This window comes from Pedobacter sp. N23S346 (genome assembly GCF_048515415.1).
In the GTDB taxonomy this organism is placed as follows: domain Bacteria; phylum Bacteroidota; class Bacteroidia; order Sphingobacteriales; family Sphingobacteriaceae; genus Pedobacter.
Genome location: NZ_JBLYEE010000007.1, coordinates 98,446 through 124,102, shown reverse-complemented (window position 1 = coordinate 124,102; position 25,657 = coordinate 98,446). Strand labels below are relative to the sequence as shown.

Genomic DNA, 25,657 nt, shown 5'->3' with positions numbered 1-25,657 from the left:
GTAAGCTATTAGAGATTATTTAATCTATGATATAGTCATCCCTAATCGTTATTTTAGGCCTTTAACAATTAATTTTAATGGCAATTAAAAAATCAGAATTATATAGCTCATTATGGGCAAGTTGTGATGAATTACGGGGCGGGATGGATGCCTCACAATATAAAGATTATGTACTCACGATGTTATTTGTGAAGTACATTTCGGATAAATACAAAGGCGATCCATTCGGTGCAATCACCGTTCCAGAGGGTGCATCTTTTGATGATATGGTGGATTTGATCGGGAATGCGGAAATTGGCGATAAGATCAACAAGCAAATCCTCAATCCGATTAAGGAAGCTAATAAACTCAATGACTTCCCTGATTTTAATGACGAAAGCAAATTAGGTAAAGGCAAAGACTTAGTAGATACGGTTTCCAATCTGGTGCGTATTTTTAACGATCCTAGTTTGGATTTCTCCGGAAACTCTGCCGAAGGCGACGATATCTTAGGCGATGCGTACGAATACTTGATGCGCCATTTTGCTACCGAAAGCGGTAAATCGAAAGGCCAGTTTTATACACCTGCCGAAGTTTCGAGAGTATTGGCGAAAGTGATTGGCATTAACCAAAACAATTCTTCGCACCAAACAATGGCTTATGACCCGACCTGTGGTTCAGGTTCGCTGTTGCTGAAAGTGATGAATGAAGCAGGTAAAAACATTGACCTATACGGACAGGAAAAAGAAACGACTACAGCGAATTTAGCACGAATGAATATGATTCTGCACGGTGCTGAGACTGCAACTATTACTGCAGATAATACTCTTTCAAGACCAGCGTATATCACCACAATTCCAGTTGATATTTCAAAACCAATAAAAAATGATCCTGAGTCTATATTATCAGGGAGAACAAACTCTTCTGATATATTAAGACAATTTGATTTTGTTGTTGCTAATCCTCCATTCTCATTAAAAAACTGGAGTAGTAGTGTAAATGTTGACAATGATCCTTATAATCGTTTTGAACTTGGTATTCCACCTGAAAAAAATGGCGATTATGCTTTCCTATTACACATTTTACAATCCTTAAAAGCCAGTGGAAAAGGCGCAGTAGTATTGCCTCACGGTGTTTTGTTCCGTGGAAATGCAGAGGGCGAAATCCGTAAAAACATTTTAAAGAAAGGGTATATTAAAGCTATTATCGGTTTGCCTGCCAACTTGTTTTATGGTACGGGCATTCCGGCTTGTATTATTGTGCTGGATAAAGAAAATGCCGAACACCGCAAAGGTTTGTTTATGATTGATGCGAGTAAAGGCTTTGTGAAGGACGGCAATAAAAACCGATTGCGGGAGCAGGATATTCGTAAGATTACCGATGTGTTTGATGCTTTTGCAGAAGTGCCTAAGTTTAGCAGAATGGTGTCGATGACGGAAATTGCCAACCCTAAAAACGATTACAACCTCAACATTCCACGGTATATTGATACGCAGGAAGCCGAAGACATTCAGGATTTGGCGGGGCATTTGTCGGGTGGCATTCCGCAGAAAGATGTGGCTGGTTTGCAGGCGTATTGGGATTTGTTCCCTTCGCTGAAAGCCGATTTGTTCAATCCGGCAAGAGCAGGTTATTTTGAATTAAAAGTACCTGCGGAAACCATTAAAACCACCATTTTCAATCATCCCGAATTTGTAGTCTTCAATACAAAAATGCACACCGCTTTTGATAAATGGTTGCACGAACAGCAAACGGAATGGAATGCTTTAGATAAAGGTTTTGCGGTAAAAGAGGCCATAGAAACATCGGCGCAAACCATACTGAGCCATTTTGAAAACAATGCTTTGGTGAATCGTTATGAGATGTACCAACACCTGATGCAATACTGGAACGAAGTGATGCAGGACGATTTTTATTCGATTGCTTTAGACGGCTGGACGGCAGGAAACGAATACACCCGACTGGTCATCAAAGGCAAAAAAGGAAAAGACGGCAAAACGGCACAGGACAAGGAGATTGCAGGTTTGGCAGGTATTGAAGGCAGAATGGTCACGCCGGAAATGATGATCCATTATTTCTTTAAGGAACAAAATGACAGTTTGCAGGATTTAGAAAATCAACTGAACCTTACGCAGGAAGCTCTTGCGGAAATAGAAGAGGAAAACAGCGGAGAGGAAGGCATTTTCAGTGATTTGGAAAAAATTAACCTTAAAAATGTAAAAGACTTTTACAAAGAACGTAAAGCCGATAATGCCTCTAAGGAAGAATTGAAATACATTAAAAACTATATTGATACACAGGAAGCTTTGGGTGGCATTACCAAACTGATAAAAATAGCAAAAGAGAATTTGGAAGTAAAAGTGGTGGCGCAATATCCATTATTAACCGAAGCCGAAATAAAAGATATGGTGATTAACCACAAATGGACACCCGTATTGCAACAGGCATTGCAAAGCGAACAGGAAAAGCTGAGCCAAAACCTTACGCAACGCATTAAGGAATTGGCAGACCGCTACCAACAGGCTTTGCCTACTTTGGAAATCAAGACAGCGGAAGCTTCGCAAAAAGTATTGTCTCACCTGCAAAAAATGGGATTGGTATGGTAAAGGAAAATACGATGAAGCAGACAGAAATTGGATTAATTCCGGACAATTGGGATATAAAAACAATTGAAGAAGTTATTACAGAAATTTCAATGGGTCCATTTGGTTCAGATATAAAAGTTTCAAACTTTGTTGATAAGGGAGTTCCTGTCTTAAATGGTTATAACGTCAGTTGCATTAAGTTAAAAAGTAGACATTCTAATTTTGTTAGTAATGAAAAAGCTAAGGATTTAAAAAAAGCCGTAGCTAAGCGTGGAGATATTGTAGTTACGCATCGAGGAACAATAGGTCAGATTGCATATATTCCTCAGGATTCAGAATATAAAGAATATGTGATATCCCAAAGTCAATTCAGATTTACATTAAATAAGAAAAGAGTTATACCAGAATTTCTTGTATACTTCTTTCATTCTAATAAGGGACAAAACATTATAACTGAAACAAAAGGACATACAGGAGTTCCGGCAATTGCTCAAGCTACAACTACATTTAAAAAAATTTCCATTCCCCTTCCGCCCTTACCCGAACAAGAAGCAATAGCGGAAGCCTTGAGTGATGCCGATGCGTGGATAGAAAACCTGGAGCAACTCATCGCCAAAAAACGCCTCATCAAACACGGGGCAATGCAGGAATTGTTGTCGCCTAAGGAGGATTGGGAAGTGAAGAAGTTGGGAGAGGTAACTATAGACGGAGGATTGATTAGAGGTCCATTTGGCGGTGCTTTGAAGAAGGAATTTTTTGTCAAAAACGGATATAAAGTTTATGAGCAAAAAAATGCAATCTATAAATCAGTTCACTTAGGAAAGTATTTTGTTGATACTGCTAAATTTAAAGAATTAGGAAGATTTGAAATTAAGGCTAATGATTTTATTCTTAGTTGTTCAGGCACTATTGGAAAGCTATTTAGGATACCGCAAATATTTCAAAAAGGTATTATTAATCAGGCTCTTTTGATTATAAGGCTTAATTCTACAATCATTGATTTCGGGTATTTTGGACATATATTTCAATATGATACAATACAATCAAAAATTATTGATGACACTCAAGGAGGAGCAATGAAAAACTTGGTGGGAATGTCAGAATTTAGAAATACAGAAATTCCATTACCAGCCCTCCCCGAGCAAACCCGCATCGCCAGGATATTATCGGATATGGATGCGGAGCTGGAAGCTTTGGAAGGGCAACTTGGCAAAGCGAGAAAGGTAAAACAAGGGATGATGCAGGAATTGCTGACGGGTAAAACTAGATTAATTTGATAATTATGAAAGAATATTTACTAGAAAATCCACAGGTTGTAGTTACACTTATATTGGGGATTACTACGCTTTTCGTTACCTTTTGGTTTAACACTGTCAATCTTAAAATCAATCGTCAAAAAATGGAAAAGGATCTTTTTAGTGAATTTAATAAGCGCTACGATGATCTGAATGACAGTTTAACTAAACTGGAAGGAATAGAGACTATTGAACAGTTGAAGGCTACCTCGTCTAAAATTGAGAACAAAACTATGTACATTGTTTTAATTGATTACTTCAATTTATGTGCAGAACAGTATTATTGGAAAAAGCAGAAAAAATTCAGTACTCAGATTTGGAGCGCTTGGCAAAGTGGAATGCAGTTTTATTTTGATACCTATCCGGTTGTAATGAAACTTTGGGTAGATCAAACTAAAAATCATAATTATAAGTCCTTTTATCTTAAAGAAAATATAAAGTTTTGGATGGATAGTAAAAACGGCTGATTTTAAACAAAATAAACGCTCAAAATGCCTTGTAACCACAAATTTATCGAAGATTTAAATTTAGATAATTTAGATTTTCAACCAACTACTTTAATCGTTGGCACTTTTAACCCTGCTTGGCCAGCGAATAACCAAGCTCAATGGTTTTATGGGAGGACACAAAATAATTATTTCTGGGATATTTTGCCGCGTTTGTACGGCGAACCAAGTTTGTTAAATGCTGATCCATACGAGTGGAAAAAATTCTGTAAGAGGCATAAAATTGCTATTACAGATTTAATTAGTTGTATTGGAGATGCAAATAGACCTGAACATGACGCAGTCATGGGGGGATATAGCGATGACAAAATTGCAAATGATTTTCATGAACATACTTTTATAGAAATTGTTTCTTTATTGGAAAATTACCCCAGCATTAAAAATGTTTATCTAACTAGGGGAAATGGCCCGACTTTCTGGAATCGCATTTGGCGCCCTGTTCGGCGATACTGCACTTTGCATGAACTCCACGAAAATACTTTGCTTACACCATCCGGCTATGCATTCTACCAACATGGCAAGTATAATAATGCTAATCCAAATCATCCAGTCCCAAATTTAGCCGATTATATTTTAAATCGTTGGGAAGAAAGATGGCATCAAATTAACCACTAAAATGAATAATATAGCGCTCATCTCTCACATTGTCAAAACTTATTTTGATGTTAATCCATCTGTAAAGATCATTCTAGCAAAAGATTTAATGCCTCTATTTATTAGAGCTGAAATATTTGTAAAGGATGATAAAAACGGATTGCCTATTCGTAGATTCCTTAGAGATTTAGATAAAAAGGGAAGTTTACATTTATTGCCACATGTGCTTGCTAAGGGCAAATTAGCAAATACAAGATGGTTTTTCCAAAGAGATGTACCTGTAGTCAATCTTCCTAAGTCCGTCCAGCAAAAAACATCAACACACTTACCTGTATCACCAGCTGCAACTGGCAGAAATAGAGATGAGGATTATGTTCTGAATTTGTGTGATGAATTGTTAAAGCTACAAGGTTCAAGACAGCATAAATTTGATTTTTTACTCGGTGATACTAACAGAAAACTTCCGGTTGATATTTACTATTCAGAATTGAAATTGGTTGTGGAATATCGAGAATACCAGCACAATAATGCTGTAAAACATTTTGATAAACCAGATAAAATGACTGCGAGCGGTGTACATCGAGGGGAACAGCGTAAAATCTATGACCAACGTAGAAGAGATGTGTTACCTGCAAAGGGTATTAAATTAGTGGAAATAGATTATACCGATTTTGAGCATGACAGAAGCAATAGAATTGTGAAGGATAAGGTAAGGGATCTTATGGTGGTGGAAAATAAAATATCAATTAGATATGGAAACGCTTAATTTTTTTACCATAGACTCAATATCCAAATGGAATAATGACGGTTTCATCGTGAATCAAGTTGATTTGCCTAAACTTCAACGCGGATTCGTTTGGAAGCCTGAACAGATAGCAAATCTTTGGGACTCTGTTTTGAGAGGTTTTCCTATAGGCTCATTTTTATTAGCTATAAACAAAGAAAATGGCTCAAAAGAGTTGTTAGATGGTCAACAAAGGTCAACGTCAATACTTGCTGGTTATTATAATCAATTCGTAGATAAAAATAGTGGAGTTTTTTCTCTTAAGAGATTTCCATCAATTTGGATTGATGTTAATTCGATTGATAAACCTGAAGAAAATGAATTCTCTATCCACGTTGTTACGCAATCACATCCTTGGGGATTTTCCGCTAGAAATCCTGGTAGTGGTTTAAGTCTTGGTGATAGACGGCAGGCTTTAGGATATTACAAGTCGTTAGATACTTTTTCAAACTATTTAGAAATCTCCCCAGAATTTTTATCGCCATGGGATAGTGTGTGTCCAATACCATTAAGCTTTTTACTAATAGGTACCAATACCTCCAGTTACATTGATTTTAAGCAAAAAATAAATGACAAATTAAAGGGCTTAAATATTAAAACTAAGCATCGTGATAGAGTTAACTACGAAGAACTGAATTCTGAACAATATGAGATGATGTTTGAAGCAGTTCAAAATGCTAACCGCTTAATGATACCAGAATTAACAATTGATGTAAATGCGATTTCAATAAAAAGTGAAAACATTCAAGATCCAACACTTTTTGTCAGGCTTAATGCGGGTGGGACAAGGATTGGAGGAGAAGAATTGGTGTATTCGATTTTTAAAGCTTACTTTCCAGAATGTAAAGCCTTGATAGAGCAAATATCAGCAGACTATATCGCTCCAAGCCGATTAATAAATCTTTTTGCGAAAATGGCAAATGTCATTTTACAAAAAAAGGAAGCCAAACATATATCATTTTCGAAAACTATTGATATTAAAGTTTTTAAGCGCTTGGTTCAGCAGGGAGAGTACAAAGTGATATTAAGATCTTTATTTACTGATAGTGTGAATGGTGCCAAATCTAAATTTGAGCTATGCCTATCATTATTAGAGAGCAATGAAGAAAAAATCCCTGTAGTCTTGATAAAACAGATACTAAGTTCAAATACTGATCTTTTTTATACTATTTTATCTTACTTTGAAATTCACGACATTTCAAGCATAAATCAGATTAATGAATTAGAAATTAGGTGTATAAATAGCGTGATTATGCATCTTTCATATTTTAGTATAGATAAAGGAAAGTCAGCTACAAGATTATTTCAACTTTTGATGAATGATGATGTCAGTAAAAATCATTCTATACAAAATGATTGGGGAGGTGCACAAAATATTTTGCTTGTAGAGGGCTTGATTTACCCATTATTATCTCCAGAAAACGTTAATTATATTTTTGAAGTAATCATCAATTACAAAATTGATTTTTACTCAGATAACTTTAAGCTCATATGTCAATCAAACAAAAATCTAAATGCTCAATACGATATGAATAGTGATGAGGGTGTTAAATTGTTAAGAGAATTTATCGAACGAGTAAGGTTTAACAAGGACTTGATACTTATTGCTCAGCGTGATTACATTACAAAGGAGTTTGAAGAATTTAATCAATTCCAAGATGTTGAGGATACAAATCGACCATGGGATTGGGACCATATTTACCCAATAAGCTGGGTTTATTATAGAAAAGATATTCACTGGTTGGTTAAGCAATGGATAAATGCCAATGGAAATTTTAGAGCGCTTTCAATTGCTGAAAATAGAAGTGAAAATAATAGGGTTGCGCCAAAGGATCGTTTAGCAGAAGAATGTTTAAGAGATAATTGTTTTATAAATAATAAAGACTATGAAGAATATTGGAGCCATTTTTCTCAAACGGACTTGAGAATTACGGATATTGATGATATTTATTTATCTCACTACTTAAAAGCAGTTTTAAAACGAACATATAGAATTTATAAAGAATGGTTTGATATATTTATTAAATAAGTAATGATCCCCAAACCAAATCCAGTAAATACAATCAAAAATTTCTAAATTTATCTAATGAGCAATCAGATGCAACCTAACCCTCTTTTTTTAACCATCAGGCAACTGATAGAAGAAAGCAAACAACAGGTAGCTGTGGCGGTGAATGCAGAAATTACCTTGCTCTATTGGAAGGTTGGCAAACGCATTAATGAGGAAGTGTTGGGCAATGAAAGGGCAACATACGGAAAGCAAGTTGTGGCAACCATTGCGCAACAATTAAGCGCTGCTTATGGTAAAGGCTGGGGCGAAAAACAATTAAGGCAATGTATGCAATTCGCACAGGTTTTTGCCGATGAGGAAATTGTATACGCACTGCGTAGACAATTGAGTTGGACGCATCTCAGGAGCATCATTTACATGGATGATCCCTTGAAAAGGTTATTTTATGTGGAGATGTGTAAGCTAGAGAAGTGGTCGTCTCGCCATTTGCAGGAACGCATTCAATCGATGTTATACGAACGAACTGCAATTAGTAAAAAGCCCGAAGAGACCATTGCCAACGATTTGGAACTCCTAAAATCCCAGCAACAGCTTTCTCCAGATTTGGTATTCAGAGATCCTTATTTCCTTGATTTTTTAGGTTTGAGTGACATGTACTCTGAAAAGGATTTGGAAACCTCTATCATTGTCGAGTTACAGCGGTTTATCATTGAAATGGGTGGAGACTTTGCTTTTATGGCACGTCAAAAACGCATCACTATTGATAATCGTGACTATTACATTGATCTGTTATTTTATCACCGCAGATTAAAATGTTTGGTTGCCATTGATCTAAAACTGGGTGAATTTGAAGCAGGTTTTAAAGGGCAAATGGAATTATACCTCAGATATCTTCAAAAAAACGATCAGTTAGAGGGAGAAAACAATCCAATCGGATTAATACTTTGCACCGGTAAAAATGAAGAACATATAGAGCTAATGCAGCTTGAACAAGCCAACATCAAAGTGGCAGAATATCTTACACTACTTCCGCCAAGAGAAATACTAAAAGAGAAACTACACAGAGCCGTAGCCATTGCTACATCCAAAGAAAAAGATTTATGATCAACCCTATAGAACGTATCACCCAAAACCGCATCATAGAACTTTTCCAAAAAGAGTTGGGTTATCATTATTATGGTAATTGGGAAAAACGTGAGCATAATAGCAATGTGGAAGAAGCCATTTTAAAACGGAATTTGCTGCATAGAGGTTATTCAGAAACCTTGGCAGATAAGGCAGTAAAAGAGGTGTATGATTTGGCGACGACCAATTCTGGAAATTTATATCACCGTAACAAAGCGATGTATTCTTTGTTGCGTTATGGGGTAAAAGCCCGTCCGGATTTGGGCGAGCAATTTGATACTATTTTTCCTATTGATTGGCAGGATTTTGATAAAAATGAATTTGGCATAGCAGAGGAAGTAACGTTGACTAAAGGTGGAAATAATCGCCGTCCGGATGTGGTGCTGTATATCAACGGTATTGCCATTGGGGTGTTGGAACTGAAGCGTGGAACAACGGATATTTCAGAGAGCATCAATCAGTCTATTTCAAATCAAAGAGAACTGTTCAACGAATGGTTTTACACCACTGTTCAGTTATTGATGGCTGGTAATAATACGCAAGGTTTGAAATATGGGACAATAAAAACAGAAAACAAATATTACCTGGCCTGGAAAGAAGATGAAGGTGATAACAAAGGTTATAAACTGGATAAGTACTTAAAGAAACTTTGCAAAAAAGAGCGACTTATAGACATAATTTATAACGGTGTGGTGTTTGATGGTGGTCAAAAGAAGCTGCCAAGACCCCACCAATACTTTGCCTTGAAAGAAGCACAAGAATTTGTACGTAAAAAAGAAGGCGGGATTATCTGGCATACACAAGGTTCTGGTAAATCGCTGATGATGGTGATGTTGGGGAAATGGATATTGGAAAATGTTGCTAATTCACGGATTGTGATTTTAACCGATCGTACCGAGCTTGACGATCAGATAGAACGTGTGTTCAAAGATGTAGGCGAAACAGATGTTGCCAAAACAAGGTCTGGCAAGGAATTAATGCAATTTTTAACTTCTTCGCGACCAAGATTGGTTTGTTCGCTCATTCATAAATTTGGCAATAAAACGGAGACAGATTTTGATGCATTTATCAAAGAATTACAAAATAATCCGGTACAAACACAAGGGGAAATCTTTGTATTTATTGATGAATGTCACCGTACCCAAAGCGGAAAACTGAACCAAGTAATGAAGGCGGTTTTGCACAATGCTGTATTTATTGGGTTTACTGGTACTCCTTTACTAAAAGCAGATAAAAAAACAACCATGGATGTTTTCGGAAGATACATTCATACCTATAAATTTAACGAAGCGGTAGAAGATGGCGTAGTTAAAGATTTGATGTATGAGGGTAGGGCCATAGAACAAAACCTGACTTCTCAAACGAAAGTAGACCAATGGTTTGAAGCCAAAACTGCGGGTTTAAATGATTTTCAGAAAAACGAATTGAAAAAGAAGTGGGGTACGATGCAGAATGTATTGAGTTCCAAAAGCAGAATGGAGAAAATTGTAGCCGATATTATTGTTGATTTTTCTGTTAAACCACGATTAAAATCACAAAATGGAAATGCTATTTTAGTGGCCTCGAGCATTTACGAAGCAGCTAAATATTATAATCTGTTTCTCAACACAGAGCTGAAAAATAAATGTGCCATCATTACTTCATACAATCCAAATGCTAGCGATGTTTCTTTAGAAGATACTGGTGCCGATAATGAAACCGATAAGGAATTTATTTTCAAAACCTACACCGAATTACTTAAGAACGTAAGCGTAAAAGGCAATAAATCTAAAACAGAAACTTATGAAGGCGATGCGAAAGAAAGTTTCCGTAAAGAACCAGCAAGAATGAAATTGCTGATTGTAGTTTCTAAATTGTTAACTGGTTTTGATGCTCCGCCGTGTACTTACATCTACATTGATAAAAGAATGCAGGATCATACTTTGTTTCAAGCCATTTGTAGGGTAAACCGTTTAGATACAGATGATAAAGATTATGGTTACATTATCGATTATATGGAATTATTCGGCAATGTTACTGATGCCATCAATGTTTATACTTCTGAGTTAGATAGTGAAGGGTTTACGCAGGAAGATGTAAGCATACAATTAAAAGATCGTTTGAAAATCGCTAAGGACCGTTTATTTACAGCTTTAGAAACGGTAGAAAGTATTTGCGAGAATGTAGCCTCGCCTAAAGATGGGTTGGCCTATATTCATTATTTTTGTGGTAATACTGAAGTCGCGGAAGATTTAAAGGCTACAGGATATAAACGAATGGCACTTTACAAGGCCATAGTTGAATACATCAGGGCTTATGCAAACGTAAAAGCCGACTTTATTACTGCCGAATTTACGGATGCCGAGGTTAAACGTTTTAATAAGAAGCTAGAGGATTATTTAAACCTCAGAGAAATTATCCGTAAAGCATCGGGTGAGACTATTGATTTGAAGGCGTACGAAGCTGACATGCGTTTCCTAATTGATACTTACATTAGAGCAGATGAATCTGAAGTGATTTCTCCATTTGAAAATATCTCATTACTCGATTTGTTGGAAACTGACATGGATAGTGCCATTGATAGTTTACCAAACGAAATTAAAGGCAATCCAGAAGCAGTTGCAGAAGTGATTGAAAATAACGTAAGGAGCAAAATTGTTGAGGAACATTTATTAGATCCTAAATATTTCGATCACATGAGTGTTTTGTTAAAGGAGCTGATTGAGAGAAGGAGGCAGGAAACCATTAATTATCAGCGATACCTAAAAGAAATTGCTGAACTTATTCGTCAGGTTAATCAAGGTAAAACTGACGGCGTACCAAAGTCTTTAAATACAAAAGGTAAAGTAGCATTATATCATACTTTAGAAGATGATGAGCAATTAACATTGGCTTGTGAAGATGCCGTGCAATACGCCAAACAAGATGGGTTTAGAGAAAATCTAGCTAAGCAAAAGTTAGTCAAGAAGGCAATTTACGATGTGGTAGAAGATGTAAAGAAAGTAGAAGAAGTATATAAAATTATCGATGCCCATAAAGACGAGTACTAATGGAGAAAGATGTTTTACATATCGGATCAGTAGAAATTGATGTCACTTTCAAAGAGATTAAAAATCTTCACTTAAGTGTGCATCCGCCACATGGTAGAGTTACCATTGCTTCTCCAGACTTTTATGATTTAGAAAAAGTGAAGATCTACGCAGCTACCAAACTAGCATGGATTAAAAGGGAGCAGGCTAAAATACGTAGTCAGGAAAGGGAAGAACCCAAATCGATGATTACCAGAGAGAGCCATCAGTTCTTAGGGAAACGCTATCTACTCAAAATTATTGAAGCTAATCGATCAAAATTAGTTTTAAAGCATCATACAATAGAACTATATGCTTTACCTAACGCAACTTTGGAGCAGAAAAAAAGAACACTTTATAACTGGTACAAACGAGAGTTAGAAACTGTTATAGGTAGATTAGTCAATGAGTATGCAGAGCAAATGAAGCTTGCAGCTATCAATTTTGGAATCAGAAAAATGAAAACTAAGTGGGGAAGCTGTAATATCGAGAAGCGTATGCTTTGGTTCAATATTGAGTTGGCCAAAAAACCAGTCGAATGTATCGAATATATTGTGGTACATGAGTTGGTTCACTTATTAGAACGAAACCACAATAAAAACTTTATTATTCTGATGGATAAGTTTTTGCCAGGTTGGAAGGTTCAGAAAAAATTTTTGAATGAATTGCCTGTTCATCATTGAATTATTAGCTATTTTGTTCAGAAAAGTTAAGCTTAGGTAGCATTACAGCAGCCGATCAAATGTAGGACTTTATCAATAAGTAATAGAAGATGATTACAAAGCTTATTATGAAACAGGCGGTCATAGGTTTTAGGGCAATATGCTGCAGCTTGATAAATTTGAGAACTGCAAAGAGTTTATGGGCTGCCTAAGGCAGCCGGCTAGATGTGTGTTTTATGCCTGATATTTTCTGCTACTTCTTAACCTTTTTAACCACAGCCTCTACAATTCTTGGATAATGGAGGTGTTCTAATTGCTGCCCTTTAAATTTTATCATTTCTAGGTTATCGCCTTTATCAATTTTATACCTGGCCTGGTAAATGTATTCACCTTCATCGTAATTTTCATCTACATAATGAATGGTAATGCCGCCTTCATTTTCGCCTGCTGCGATTACTGCATTGTGTACATGATCTCCATACATGCCTTTCCCTCCGAATTTTGGTAGGATAGCCGGGTGGATATTTACAATTCTGCCGGGGTAAGCTGCAATTAAATTTTGAGGAATCAGCCAAAGGAAACCCGCCAGTACAATAAAATCGATATCGAGATTCTTCAACAGGTCTATTACTTCTTCTGTTTTATAGAATTCGTGTTTATCAAAAATATGGGTAGGAATTTCGAAGTTATCAGCTCTTTGCAGTACATAAGCATCAGCGTTATTGGTAAGCACCAGCGAAATTTCTATATCGTTACTGCGTTTAAAATGCTCCATTAGTTTTTGGGCATTGGAGCCAGAACCGGATGCAAAGATGGCTATTCGTTTTTTCACTCAGAATGTGTTTTCCCCAAAAATAGCATTTTTGCCCATGTTTTCGGTATTCAAATTAATTTTTATTATTGTAGTTAACGTGTTATTAATGAATAAATTTATCGTATTTTTGCAGTTCGGAATTGAAGTTAAATAATAGAGAATAAAAAATTTAAAATCTTTTGTGTTTTAAAAAGATAAACTCTATATTTGCAACCCGAATTATAGGAAACGATTAAAGAAAAATAAAAGGCTAAATAGAAATGGCAAATCATAAATCTTCATTAAAGAGAATTAGAGCAAACGCAACAAAACGTTTACGTAACAGATATCAGGCAAAAACTACACGTACCTTTATTAAAAGATTACGTGCTGCAGAAGATAAAAAATCTGCATCAGATTTATTGCCTAAAGTAATCTCTATGTTAGATCGTTTAGCTAAAAAGAACATCATTCACAAAAATAAAGCGGCTAATAATAAATCAAAATTAACGAAATTCGTTAACGGTTTAGCATAATCCAATTTTTTTACGATATTAGTATCAGGCATCCCAACCAAACGTTGGGATGCCTTTTTTTTGTCGAAAAAAATGGAGAACTACGAACAGAAACTTGGTATTAAACTTTGGGCAGAGGAAGATCGCCCGAGAGAAAAATTATTACAACACGGCAGGAGGTATTTAACCGATGCCGAATTAATTGCTATCCTAATCGGATCAGGAAACAGGAATGAAACCGCTGTTGATTTAAGTAAACGCATTTTATCTTTTTACGATAATAACCTCACTAAAATCGGAAAGGCATCTATTCAGGATCTTTCTAAATTTAAAGGAATTGGCGAAGCTAAAGCGATTTCTATCGTAGCTGCGCTGGAACTCGGTCTCCGTAGAAAGGAAACCCAGGAAGAACAGGTTCTCCAGGTTATCGCCTCGAGCGACGTTCATCGTTACCTGCACCGAACTTTTGCGGATCTGAATCACGAAGAGTTCTGGATTTTACTACTTAATCGCTCTAATCATGTTATAGGCAAGCATCTGATTAGTAAAGGCGGTCAGGCGGGTACAGTTGCCGATCCTAAAATTATTTTTAAAATAGCGCTGGAATACAATGCGGCTAACATTGTGCTGGCACATAATCATCCATCAGGGAGTTTAAAACCTAGCGAAAGCGATAATAAATTGACTAGAGATCTAATTGCCTCCGGACAGATGTTGGGACTATATGTGGTTGATCATCTGATTTTTGCCAATAACCGATACTATAGTTATAAAGATGACCAGATGTTGTAGGACTATGATTATGTGATCAGGGAGGACTATGATTACAGGATTATATGATCAGGTTGTAGAGAGGAGCTATGATTATGTGATTTTAGGATTATAAGATCAGGGAGTACTATGATTACAGGATTATATGATTATATGATCAGGGTGTAGAGAGGAGCTATGATTATTGTGATTAAAGGATTGGAAGATCAGGGAGTACTATGATTGCATGATTAAAGGATTATAAGATCAGGGTGTACTATGATTACAGGATTATATGATTATATGATCAAAGTGTAGAGAGAAGCTATGATTATGTGATTAAAGGATTATAAGATCAGGGTGTACTATAATTGCATGATTATAAGATTATGTGATCAGGGTGTAGAGAGGGGCTATGATTATGTGATTATAAGATCAGGATGCAAATAAAATTTATCAACTTACGAAATTTCAAAAGCCTGTGTGCTGAAGAATTTTGCAAGTTTTGATGATAGTAATGTAATACTTTCGAAGTATTTTCCCAATAAAGGCCAACAAAACTTCGCAAGTTGATCTTCATTCATGAAATTTAGACAGTTCATAATATATAGAATCATGGTTTTATTGTTAACATTAGCGTTTATAACAACTTCAATACTTAAAACTGATTTAACATGAAATTAGTAATATTTGCAAATTGAAACTATAATCAATCTTATGAAAGCATTAAAAATTATTACAACGTTACTTCTCTTTTCTACAATCGCATTGGCGCAGCAAAAAGGAATGCCAATCAATATCATCACTTATAATATTCGTTTAAATGTTGCTTCTGATGGTGTAAATGCCTGGCCGAACCGGAAGGATAATGTTAAGGCTTTAGTTAAATTTCATGATGCAGATATTTTATGCGTTCAGGAAGCGCTCCCTGAGCAGTTTGATGCTTTATTAGAAAATTCAAATTTTGAAGTGGTGGGTGTTGGTCGCGAGGATGGAAAGCGTAAAGGCGAGTTTTCTGCGGTGTATTTTGATAAGGATCGTTTTACCAAAAAAGATGGTGGAACTTTCTGGCTCTCGCAAACGCCTGATGTACCTTCGAAAGGATGGGATGCGGCTTTAAACAGGGTTTGTAGTTGGGTAAGGTTGTTTGATAAATTAAATAAGAAAGAGTTTTTGGTGTTTAATACCCATTATGATCATATTGGTGTTCAGGCGAGAATAGAATCTGCGAAGTTATTGAAACAGAAAATTCAGCAGATTGCGCCAACATTGCCTGTTGTATTTACAGGTGATTTAAACGTTACTCCGGAAACTGAAGCTATATCTACTATAAAATCTTTCCTCACCGATGCAAAAGAAATATCTATAGAACCTGCTTACGGTCCGAATGGAACGTTTAACGGTTTTGATTTTAATAGCGATTTGAAAGACAGGATTGACTATATTTTTGTGAATAAGGGTTTCAAGGTGCAGAAGTTTGCTGTTTTGAGTGATAGTAAAGATAAAAGATACCCATCTGATCATTTGCCTGTTTTTGCCAGGCTTTGGTTTTAACTTACTTTATATTGAATTCCAGTAGTCCTTTTCCATTTCATTTTGAACTTTTTGGTAATCAATATCATTACCATTATATTTTTGAGACCCTTGCATTTATCGTAGGTGTAAGGGTTTATTATTATTTAAAAAGAGGCATTGCAGACCCAATTTCTGATGAGAATCGGTTATGGATTATGCTTGGGGCTATGTTTGGTGCACTTATCGGCTCTCGTGTAGTTGCGGTTTTGGAAACTCCAGCGGTTTTGAATCATCTGAGTTTTTCGTTTATCTATCAAAGTAAAACCATTGTGGGTGGCTTATTGGGTGGCTTATTCGGCGTAGAGATCATTAAGAAGATTATTGGAGTAAACATTGCTTCAGGCGATATATATGTCGTTCCAATTTTGGTTGCTTTATTTATTGGTCGCATTGGTTGTTTCTCTATGGGGATTGATGAGCCTACTTATGGGGTTCCAACTGCTTTATTTACAGGAATGGATTTGGGTGATGGCATCATGAGGCATCCGATTATGCTTTATGAAATGCTTTATTTGATCGTGCTCTTTTGCCTTTTCAGGGCTCTTAAAAATAAAAGCCTGATTAATGGTGATCGCTTTAAATTGTTTATGGTGCTGTATTTTCTGTTTCGATTTTTAATTGAGTTTATAAAGCCTTATCAATCATTATTCTTAAATTTAAGCAGCATTCATTGGTCGGCAATATTAATTTTTGCGTATTATTATAAATTCATCATCAGGATTACAAAAACTATTTTCACTTAAAGGGATATGGCGAATACGCGAGATTACATTTATTACGATTACACTAAAAGCCTTTGTCCGGAATGTCTTCAGCTTTGCGATGCAAAAATTGTTTTTCAGGATGCGAAGGTTTTTATGTTGAAAAATTGCAGAACACATGGCGATAGTAAAGTGATGATTGCCGATGATGTGGAGTATTATAAACAAATTAGAAATTACAATAAGCAATCGGAAATGCCACTGAAGTTCAATACCAAAGTGCATTATGGTTGCCCATATGATTGCGGCCTTTGCACCGATCACGAACAGCATTCTTGCTTAACGGTGATCGAAGTTACCGATCGTTGTAATTTAGCTTGCCCTACCTGTTATGCCATGTCATCTCCGAACTATGGCAGGCACAGAACTTTAACAGAAATTGAACGTATGATGGATGTGGTGGTGGCTAACGAGGGAGAGCCTGATGTGGTCCAACTTTCTGGTGGTGAGCCTACCGTCCATCCAGAATTTTTTAAAATTCTGGATCTGGCTAAAACCAAGCCAATCAAGCATTTGATGGTGAATACCAATGGCATCAGAATAGCCAAAGACATTAACTTTGTAGAGAAGTTGGCTTCTTATATGCCTGATTTCGAGATTTATCTTCAGTTCGATAGTTTTAGTCCGGAGGTATTAACTAAAATGAGGGGCGAAGATTTGACAGAAGTTAGAAAGAAAGCAATTGACCATTTGAATCAATTCAATGTGTCGACTACATTAGTTGTGACCTTACAAAATGGTTTAAACGATCATGAAATTGGTGATATCCTGGATTATGCTTTGAAGCAACGTTGTGTTCGTGGGGTGACTTTTCAGCCTACACAGGTTGCCGGCCGGAATGATGATTACAATGATCAACAAGGAAGAATTACCTTAACTGAGGTGAGGCGCAAAATTTATGAGCAATACCCAACCTTTACGCCGCAGGATTTAGTTCCGGTACCTTGTAATCCTGATGCGCTTTGCATGGCTTATGCCTTAAAAGTAGGGGATGAAGTTTTTCCGATGACGCATCTGATTAATCCAGAAGATTTGCTGAACAATTCTAAAAATACCATTGTTTTTGAGCATGACGAGAAATTGAAAGCGCATATGCTTAATTTATTTAGTACTGGTGTTTCTGTAGATTGTGCTGAAGATACTTTTGGGGAACTGATGTGTTGTTTGCCGCGGGTAAAATCAGATAATTTGAGTTATGATAATCTGTTTCGTATCATCATTATGAATTTTATGGATCCTCTTGATTTTGATGTTAGGGCGGTGAAGAAATCCTGTGTTCATATTGTGAGTGATAAATATAAGATGGTGCCTTTTGAAACGATGAATATTTTTTATCGTGACCATAAGATTGATACCATCAGGGAAAAATTAAATATGAATTGATATGATTTTAGTTTTGTTTTTTCTTTATGGGCTTTCCATCGTAGGTTTGTTCATTGCAGGGATCATCACCATTATTGTGAAATCATCAAATCGTGAGCCTATAAAACTAGGTATTCAAATGCTTATTGCTTCGATTGTTTTAGTTGTAATAGGTGGAGGTGCCTGTGCAGTAATATTAGCTAATTCTTAAAATGGGACTTATCATCTATTGGGTTATTGTTGTTGTTTTATTTATAGTAGGCGTTGTTCAAGTGATTATTAAATCTGTAAAGAACGAACCGGTAAGATCTGGATTAAAATTAATTATTGCATCAGTTATTATGCTGGTTATCGGAGCGGGCGCCTGCGCGGTGATTTTATCCAATTTGAAAATGGGGCATTAGGGTAGTGAAATTTAATAAATATTATTGATTTTAGTTTTACCTTTTCTCCCGCAGATTTAGATGATTACAGCAGATTTTTTCTTTGCATTAAGAGAAAACAACATTTGCTTTATGATATGATCACATGGTTTCTGCATAAATCTTTTTTAATCAGCGGGAAAAACTGAAGGGAATGGCATTTAACGTTGATGGTTTTAGTCTTGTTTTTTCTCCCGCAGATTTAGATGATTACCGCAGATTTTTTCTTTGCATTAAGAGAAAACACATTTGCTTTATGATATGATCATATGGTTTCTGCATAAATCTTTTTTAATCAGCGGGAAAAACTGAAGGGAATGGTATTTAATGTTGATGGTTTTAGTCTTGTTTTTTCTCCCGCAGATTTAGATGATTACCGCAGATTTTCTTTGCATCAACATAAAAAATCATAATTGACCAGCTTAGTATTATTGCTCGAAGATTTCTTGTTTAGCTTTCCGCTTTGCCCTTTAAATAATTATCTTTGCATTTTAAAAATGGAGTATATATTCGGGATTGTCTTGATTCCTGATACTCATTACTTGATACTAACAGATGAAAATATCATATAACTGGTTAAAACAATTCGTTCAAATAGACAAAACGCCACAAGAGCTTTCGCTAATTTTAACCAATATAGGTTTAGAGGTAGAAAGTGTAGATAAAGTTCAGCCTGTTGTAGGTGGCTTAGAGGGTTTGGTTATTGGCGAAGTGTTAACTTGCGTACAACATCCTAATGCCGATCGTTTACGGGTAACCACAGTAAATGTTGGTGGCAAAGATAATCTTCAGATTGTTTGTGGTGCCCCGAATGTTGGCGCCGGGCAAAAAGTAGTTGTTGCGACTGTGGGTACAACGGTTTATCCATTGGAAGGTGAGCCTTTTAAAATTAAGGAATCAAAAATAAGGGGTGAAGTATCGCAGGGGATGATTTGTGCTGAAGACGAAATTGGTCTTGGTAAATCTCATGATGGAATTATGATTTTAGCTGATGATACTGAGATTGGGATTCGGGCGAAAGATCATTTCAAAATGGATGATGATTTTGTTTTCGAAATCGGGTTAACACCAAATCGTGCCGATGCAGCCTCTCATTTAGGCGTAGCCAGAGATTTAGCTGCTTACTTCAGAAGCGAATACGAGTTGCCAGATCTTTCTAACTTTAAAACAGATAATGAAAATTTAGTTATTCCGGTAGAAGTTGAGGATTTAGAAGCTTGTCCGCGGTACAGCAGTGTAACTATTTCTGGCGTTACGGTAACGGAGTCTCCAGATTGGTTAAAAGATAAATTAAAAGTGATTGGTCTTCGCCCGATTAATAATATAGTAGATATAACCAATTATGTATTGCATGGTTTCGGTCAGCCGTTACATGCCTTCGATGCTGATAAAATTACAGGCGCAAAAGTAATTGTAAAGAAAGTTGCCGAGGGAACACCTTTTGTTACGCTGGATGATGTGGAGCGGAAACTGAGTGCAGAGGATTTAATGATTTGCAACGCAGATGCGCCAATGTGTATTGCGGGCGTTTTCGGTGGAAAAACTTCGGGTGTGAGCAGCGAGACTAAAAATATCTTTTTAGAAAGTGCTTATTTCAATTCTGTTTCGGTACGTAAAACATCAAAAAGATACGGTTTAAAAACAGATGCATCCTTCCGTTTCGAACGTGGAACTGATCCGGAAATTACGGTAACTGCGCTTAAGTATGCAGCTTTATTGATTAAAGAACTGGCCGGTGGAGCGATTTCCTCATCAGTTTCTGATATTTACCCGAATCATATCCGTCCTTTTGAGTTTGAAGTAAGTTATACTAACATCAATAAATTAATTGGTGCTCAAATTCCTTCAACAGAAATTAAGCACATTATTACTGCTTTAGGTATTACTGCAACCAGTACATCTGATGATACTTTGGCTTTGAGGGTTCCATCTTTTAAAGTAGATGTAACACGCGAATGTGATGTTACAGAAGAGGTGTTGCGTATTTATGGGTATAACAACATCGCTATTCCATCTAAAGTAAATGCATCACTTTCTTATAGCATAAAGCCGGAGAAAGAAAATACGCATAATGTAATTGCCGATATGTTAACGGCCAACGGATATGCGGAGATTTTATGTAACTCGCTTACTAAATCTACCTATTCTAAAAATCTGGATGAAGCGGTTTTTATTTTGAATCCGCTAAGCAGTGATTTGAATGTAATGCGTCAGCAGATGTTGATGCCAGCTTTGGAAAGTGTTGCTTACAACCAGAACCGTAAAAATGCTGATGTTAAATTTTACGAGTTTGGCAAAACCTATCATTTAATTAACGATAAGTATGTGGAGCGTCCAAGGTTATTATTAATAATCTCCGGAGCGAAACAAGGTGAACAGTGGAATCAAAATTCGAAATCGGCAACGTTTTATAATTTAAAATCGGCAGTTGATGCGATTATTTCCCGTTTAGGAATTTCGAGTTATCAAACTGATGCGCTTAATGATGAGAATTTCGCTTATGGTATTAAGTATTTCCGTGGGGATAAAGCGATTGTGAGTTTTGGTGCAGCAACAAAAGCCGATCGTAAAGTGGCTGATGTAAATGCGGAAGTTTTCTATGCAGACTTTGATTGGGCTGCTATTTTAGATATTGTTAGGAAAAATAAAATCGTTAACAAAGAGCTTTCTAAATACCCACAAGTGCGTAGAGATTTATCATTATTGATTGATCAGGCGGTAACTTTCGATACTTTAAAAGGAATTGCTTTTAAAACGGATAAAAAGCTGATTAAAGAAGTTGGCGTTTTTGATGTGTATGTTGGCGATAAATTACCGGAGGGTAAAAAATCTTATGCTTTGAATTTCATTTTGCAGGATGAGGAACAAACCTTAACAGATAAGCAGATTGAAAGCACTATGCAGAAACTAATTGCAAATTTAACCCAGCAAGCGGGTGCAGAAATTAGGAAATAAAATATAAATTCGTATTTTTAGAAATAAATTCATGACTTCTGTTGCAGATCAATTAGATAAGGTATTACAAAAAACAACACGTTTAATCGAGTTATGTAATGCATTACAAGAAGAAAATGATTTATTAAAGCTTGAAAATCAATCGTTAAAAGTTGCTGTTGATACTTCTAAAACACAGCGCGTAGATCTTGAAGAAAAATTAAGGGTTACGAAACTGGCAAAAAGTATAGAAGGTACAAGTGAGAAGTCGCTTGATATTAAACAAAAAATTAACGATTTTGTGCGGGAGATTGATAAAAGTATCGCATTGTTAAAAAAATAAATGATGCGTAGAAATCAGAAACTAAGCTAACAAATGGGAGAAATCTCGATTAAAATAACCATTTCCGACCGTATTTATCCTTTAAAGGTAAATACTGAAGAGGAAGAAATTGTGAGACGGGCAGCTAAAATGATCAATGAGCGCATAAAAGATTATCAAGATAATTATGCGGTTAGGGATAAGCAGGATCTTCTTTCTATGGCAGTATTGCATTATGCAACCGCTGTATTGAGAACGGAAAATAAAGTACAAAACCAAGATACTGCGGTTGCCGATAAAGTTGAAGAATTGGATGTTTTACTCAATGATTTTTTTACAAAATAAAGGTTCGTTCTTTGGCGATTCGTTACTCTGAACTTGTTTCAGAGCCTTTTTTATAAGATCCTGAAATAAATCCGATAGCTATCGGATCAGGATGACGAGTTTCTATAATTAGCAGAAAGACATAGCCGCGGCTAGTTTTTGAGTTTCAAAATTTATAAAACTTAACACTTCAATATCTATGGGGTTAAGAGGGCGTATTTCATCTGCTTTAAGCACCTGAAAATGGCTTAAATCCCAATTATGCTTAGTTGAGGTTTAAAATAATGAGACTTTAAAAATTAGTTGCGGTTTTTTTTTACTTAAAAAACAAAATGGAGATAACGGAAATTCTAGGATACATATTTGCCCTAATAGCAGGCTTAGGTATCGGTATAGCGGTAGGTAGATTCCTACTACGCAATTTGCTCAAAGGGCAGGAAGTTGCAGCGCAAAACAAGGTGAAAAAGATTTTAAAAGATGCAGAGAACAATGCAGAAATCTTAAAAAAGAATAAACTTTTAGAAGCAAAAGAGAAATTTTTGCAATTAAAAGCGGAGCATGAACAAGAAGTTAATGCTAAAAACAATACTATCAATCAACGCGAAAATACGATGAAACAGAAAGAACAATCTGTTAATCAGCGTATGGAAAACTTCAATAAAAAGGAGCAGGATCTTGATAAGCAAAAGGCAAATCTTGAGAAACAAACTGAATTAGCCGTTAAAAAACAAGAAGAAGTTGAAGTTTTAAAGAATCAGCATTTAACGCAGTTAGAAACTATTGCAGGTTTATCAGCTGAAGAAGCTAAAAATCAGTTAGTAGATAATCTGAAGGAAGTGGCGCGTACACAGGCCATGATCCAGATTAAGGATATTGTTGATGAGGCGAAATTGACAGCCAGTAAAGAGGCTAAGAAAGTAGTGATTCAAACCATTCAACGTACGGCCACTGAAGCCGCGATTGAGAATTCGGTTTCGATTTTCCATATAGAAAGTGATGAAATTAAAGGTCGCGTAATTGGTAGAGAGGGTAGAAATATCCGTGCTTTGGAGGCAGCTACTGGTATTGAGATCATTGTTGATGATACACCGGAAGCGATTATTTTATCTGGTTTTGACCCGGTAAGAAGAGAAATTGCCCGTTTGGCTTTACACCGTCTGGTAACTGATGGCCGTATCCACCCGGCCCGTATTGAAGAGATTGTAGCGAAAACCAAAAAGCAGATTGAAGATGAGATTGTAGAAATTGGTGAGCGTACTGTAATAGATTTGGGTATTCATGGTTTACACCCTGAATTGATCCGTATGGTTGGACGTATGCGTTACCGTTCTTCTTATGGTCAGAACCTGTTACATCACTCTCGTGAAGTAGCTAATTTCTGTGCAACAATGGCTGCAGAATTAGGCTTAAATGCGAAGATGGCTAAACGTGCTGGTCTATTACATGATATAGGTAAGGTGCCTGATGATAATCCTGAATTGCCTCACGCAATTTTAGGGATGCAATTAGCTGAAAAATATAAGGAACATCCTGAAATTTGTAATGCCATTGGTGCCCACCACGACGAAATTGAAATGACCTCCATGATTTCGCCGATTATTCAGGCTTGTGATGCCATTTCTGGTGCTCGTCCGGGTGCGCGTAGAGAAGTTGTAGAAAGCTATATTAAGCGTTTGAAAGATTTAGAGGAATTGGCTTTATCTTATCCAGGTGTAGAGAAAACTTTTGCTATTCAGGCTGGTAGAGAGCTACGTGTGATTGTAGAGAGTGAAAGAATTACTGATGCACAGGCTGAATTATTGGCCGCTGATATTTCTACCCGTATTCAAACGGAGATGACTTATCCTGGTCAGATTAAAGTTACGGTGATCAGAGAAACACGTTCTGTGGCATTTGCGAAGTAATTAAAATGATTGCGTAGTATACGCTGAAGCGATTGATACGCTAAAGCGGATGATTACACGGATTGAGGGATTACACAGATTATATTAAGCGATGGCAATGTTCATCGCTTTTTTTGTGCTTAACCTCTCAGCAACGCGCCTGAGTATTATCACACTAAAGTGGTTAATTATACAGATACGCTAAAGCGGATGATTATACAGATTGAGGGATTCCACAGATTGTATAAAGCAATTTGGTTTTTTTTGGTAGCTTTTTTGGAGTTGATTTTATCACCACTTATTAGTTTGCCACGGAAACACAGCATGCACGGAATAAGAGTAGTTTCTGTGTCTTCCGCGACGCTGTGGCAATTGATTTAAACCTAGTGGCTGGTATCTCATCAGGCAATTAAGCTTGAAGTATTTGCCACGGAAACACAGCATGCATGGAATAAGATTAATTTCTGTGTCTTCCGCGACTCCGTGGCATTTGATTTTAACCCGGTGGCTAGTATCGCACCATCAACTTAAGCTTGAAGTGTTTGCCACGGAAACACAGCATGCACGGAACAAGAATAGTTTCTGTGTCTTCCGCGACTCCGTGGCAATTAATTTAATCTGGTGGCTAGTATTTCACTAACGACTTAAGCTTGAAGTTTTGCCACGGAAACACAGAATGCACAGAATAAGAATAGTTTCTGTGTCTTTTTTGACTTGGTGTCAATAGATTTTTAACATTCTCTGTTTACCGATTAATTATATGAAAGATTGCTGATCACCATCTGTGTTTATCTGTGCAAATCTGTGGTTAAAACTTAGGTTATCACACCATTTTTTTTATAATTTTACAACATGAGTAAGCCAACCATAAATATAGAACCAAAGCGCCCAGTTGATGTACTTTTTGATCGATATGCAGAAAGCCATCAAAATCCAACTAATAAATTGGTGCATTGGATTTGTGTTCCATTGATTGTGTTTAGCTTACTGGGCCTGATCTGGCAAATTCCTTTCCCGCATATTGGTTTCCTGGGCAGTTACAATGGCTTTTTTAACTGGGCATCATTTCTATTGGCATTTAGCTTATATTATTACTTTACTCTTTCACCAGTATTGTTTTTCTTAATGATCTGGGTAGTGGGTTTAATGAGCTACATCATTGTTAAAATAGAGCAAGCTACCGGTTTAGGAAGTGGAACAGCTTATGGTATTTATGCTGTTATATTTGTTGCGGCCTGGGTGGGTCAATTTATCGGACATAAAATAGAAGGGAAAAAACCTTCATTTTTAGATGATGTTAAATTCTTGTTAATAGGTCCGATCTGGTTATTGCACTTCATTTGCAGGAAAGTGGGTATTAAGTACTAGGCCAAAAAGTTGTTAACCTAAAATTAACCTTAAGGTAAAGGAAGGTTAATTAATACCTAA

At 36.4% G+C, this 25,657-nt stretch carries 22 protein-coding genes; 21 read left to right on the top strand and 1 reads right to left on the bottom strand.

All coding sequences use genetic code 11. The annotated features are described in order from the left end of the window. The first annotated feature begins 77 nt into the window (after positions 1 to 77). From ACN1CD_RS13910 to ACN1CD_RS13870, 9 genes are read left to right on the top strand one after another with little or no spacing between them, the layout of a single operon-like run. Entirely contained in the window at positions 78 to 2,585 is a 2,508-nt protein-coding gene (locus ACN1CD_RS13910; protein ID WP_419130990.1) for an N-6 DNA methylase, read from the top strand. Next, positions 2,579 to 3,841 (top strand): restriction endonuclease subunit S, encoded by a 1,263-nt coding sequence (locus tag ACN1CD_RS13905; RefSeq protein ID WP_419130989.1) that lies wholly within the window; start codon positions 2,579 to 2,581, stop codon positions 3,839 to 3,841. Before ACN1CD_RS13910 ends, ACN1CD_RS13905 begins: the two co-directional genes overlap by 7 nt. Positions 3,842 to 3,846: 5 nt before the next feature. After that, entirely contained in the window at positions 3,847 to 4,326 is a 480-nt protein-coding gene (locus ACN1CD_RS13900) for a hypothetical protein (protein WP_419130988.1), read from the top strand. A gap of 24 nt (positions 4,327 to 4,350) precedes the next feature. Beyond that, a complete protein-coding gene (locus ACN1CD_RS13895) occupies positions 4,351 to 4,980 on the top strand; it encodes a hypothetical protein (RefSeq protein WP_419130987.1) in 630 nt (209 codons plus the stop codon). A 1-nt stretch (position 4,981) separates the two neighbouring features. Next, complete coding sequence (locus ACN1CD_RS13890) at positions 4,982 to 5,725, top strand: hypothetical protein (protein WP_419130986.1); 744 nt, start codon at positions 4,982 to 4,984, stop codon at positions 5,723 to 5,725. Then, complete coding sequence (locus ACN1CD_RS13885; protein ID WP_419130985.1) at positions 5,712 to 7,772, top strand: DUF262 domain-containing protein; 2,061 nt, start codon at positions 5,712 to 5,714, stop codon at positions 7,770 to 7,772. The genes ACN1CD_RS13890 and ACN1CD_RS13885 overlap by 14 nt, the downstream gene beginning before the upstream one ends. A gap of 57 nt (positions 7,773 to 7,829) precedes the next feature. Beyond that, positions 7,830 to 8,858, top strand: a complete 1,029-nt coding sequence (locus ACN1CD_RS13880) for a PDDEXK nuclease domain-containing protein (protein ID WP_419130984.1) — start codon at positions 7,830 to 7,832, stop codon at positions 8,856 to 8,858. Beyond that, the gene (locus ACN1CD_RS13875; RefSeq protein ID WP_419130983.1) at positions 8,855 to 11,908 is read left to right on the top strand and encodes a type I restriction endonuclease subunit R; all 3,054 of its coding nucleotides are present in this window, start codon (positions 8,855 to 8,857) and stop codon (positions 11,906 to 11,908) included. Before ACN1CD_RS13880 ends, ACN1CD_RS13875 begins: the two co-directional genes overlap by 4 nt. After that, the gene (locus ACN1CD_RS13870) at positions 11,908 to 12,609 is read left to right on the top strand and encodes a M48 family metallopeptidase (RefSeq protein WP_419130982.1); all 702 of its coding nucleotides are present in this window, start codon (positions 11,908 to 11,910) and stop codon (positions 12,607 to 12,609) included. The genes ACN1CD_RS13875 and ACN1CD_RS13870 overlap by 1 nt, the downstream gene beginning before the upstream one ends. A gap of 232 nt (positions 12,610 to 12,841) precedes the next feature. Here ACN1CD_RS13870 and purN read toward each other — a convergent pair whose 3' ends face one another. Then, positions 12,842 to 13,420, bottom strand: coding sequence for a phosphoribosylglycinamide formyltransferase (gene purN, locus ACN1CD_RS13865; protein ID WP_419130981.1), 579 nt, complete (start codon positions 13,418 to 13,420; stop codon positions 12,842 to 12,844). 242 nt (positions 13,421 to 13,662) lie between these two features. On the opposite strand from purN, the gene rpsT reads away from it, so the two are divergent. The 12 genes from rpsT (at position 13,663) to ACN1CD_RS13805 (ending at position 25,597) form a co-directional block, all read left to right on the top strand. Next, on the top strand, positions 13,663 to 13,917 hold the full coding sequence (gene rpsT / locus ACN1CD_RS13860; protein ID WP_010603296.1) for a 30S ribosomal protein S20: 255 nt from the start codon (positions 13,663 to 13,665) through the stop codon (positions 13,915 to 13,917). Between the two features lie 72 nt (positions 13,918 to 13,989). Then, positions 13,990 to 14,688: a RadC family protein gene (radC, locus tag ACN1CD_RS13855; protein ID WP_419130980.1), complete on the top strand. Its 699-nt coding sequence runs from the start codon at positions 13,990 to 13,992 to the stop codon at positions 14,686 to 14,688. Between the two features lie 675 nt (positions 14,689 to 15,363). Next, on the top strand, positions 15,364 to 16,200 hold the full coding sequence (locus ACN1CD_RS13850) for an endonuclease/exonuclease/phosphatase family protein (protein ID WP_419130979.1): 837 nt from the start codon (positions 15,364 to 15,366) through the stop codon (positions 16,198 to 16,200). Between the two features lie 11 nt (positions 16,201 to 16,211). Beyond that, entirely contained in the window at positions 16,212 to 16,964 is a 753-nt protein-coding gene (locus ACN1CD_RS13845; RefSeq protein WP_419130978.1) for a prolipoprotein diacylglyceryl transferase, read from the top strand. A gap of 6 nt (positions 16,965 to 16,970) precedes the next feature. Beyond that, positions 16,971 to 18,365: a radical SAM protein gene (locus tag ACN1CD_RS13840; RefSeq protein ID WP_419130977.1), complete on the top strand. Its 1,395-nt coding sequence runs from the start codon at positions 16,971 to 16,973 to the stop codon at positions 18,363 to 18,365. A gap of 1 nt (position 18,366) precedes the next feature. Next, entirely contained in the window at positions 18,367 to 18,555 is a 189-nt protein-coding gene (locus ACN1CD_RS13835; RefSeq protein WP_419130976.1) for a hypothetical protein, read from the top strand. Between the two features lies 1 nt (position 18,556). Further along, positions 18,557 to 18,748, top strand: coding sequence for a hypothetical protein (locus tag ACN1CD_RS13830; protein ID WP_419130975.1), 192 nt, complete (start codon positions 18,557 to 18,559; stop codon positions 18,746 to 18,748). Between the two features lie 573 nt (positions 18,749 to 19,321). Further along, positions 19,322 to 21,721 carry a phenylalanine--tRNA ligase subunit beta gene (pheT, locus tag ACN1CD_RS13825; RefSeq protein ID WP_419130974.1) on the top strand — a complete coding sequence of 800 codons (2,400 nt, stop codon included), beginning with the start codon at positions 19,322 to 19,324 and terminating at the stop codon, positions 21,719 to 21,721. Positions 21,722 to 21,752: 31 nt separating this feature from the next. Continuing rightward, positions 21,753 to 22,043, top strand: a complete 291-nt coding sequence (locus ACN1CD_RS13820; RefSeq protein ID WP_320464232.1) for a hypothetical protein — start codon at positions 21,753 to 21,755, stop codon at positions 22,041 to 22,043. Positions 22,044 to 22,076: 33 nt separating this feature from the next. Beyond that, complete coding sequence (locus ACN1CD_RS13815; RefSeq protein ID WP_419130973.1) at positions 22,077 to 22,367, top strand: cell division protein ZapA; 291 nt, start codon at positions 22,077 to 22,079, stop codon at positions 22,365 to 22,367. A 311-nt stretch (positions 22,368 to 22,678) separates the two neighbouring features. Next, entirely contained in the window at positions 22,679 to 24,250 is a 1,572-nt protein-coding gene (gene rny / locus ACN1CD_RS13810) for a ribonuclease Y (protein WP_419130972.1), read from the top strand. 831 nt (positions 24,251 to 25,081) lie between these two features. After that, positions 25,082 to 25,597: a DUF962 domain-containing protein gene (locus tag ACN1CD_RS13805; RefSeq protein WP_419130971.1), complete on the top strand. Its 516-nt coding sequence runs from the start codon at positions 25,082 to 25,084 to the stop codon at positions 25,595 to 25,597. Positions 25,598 to 25,657 lie beyond the last annotated feature (60 nt).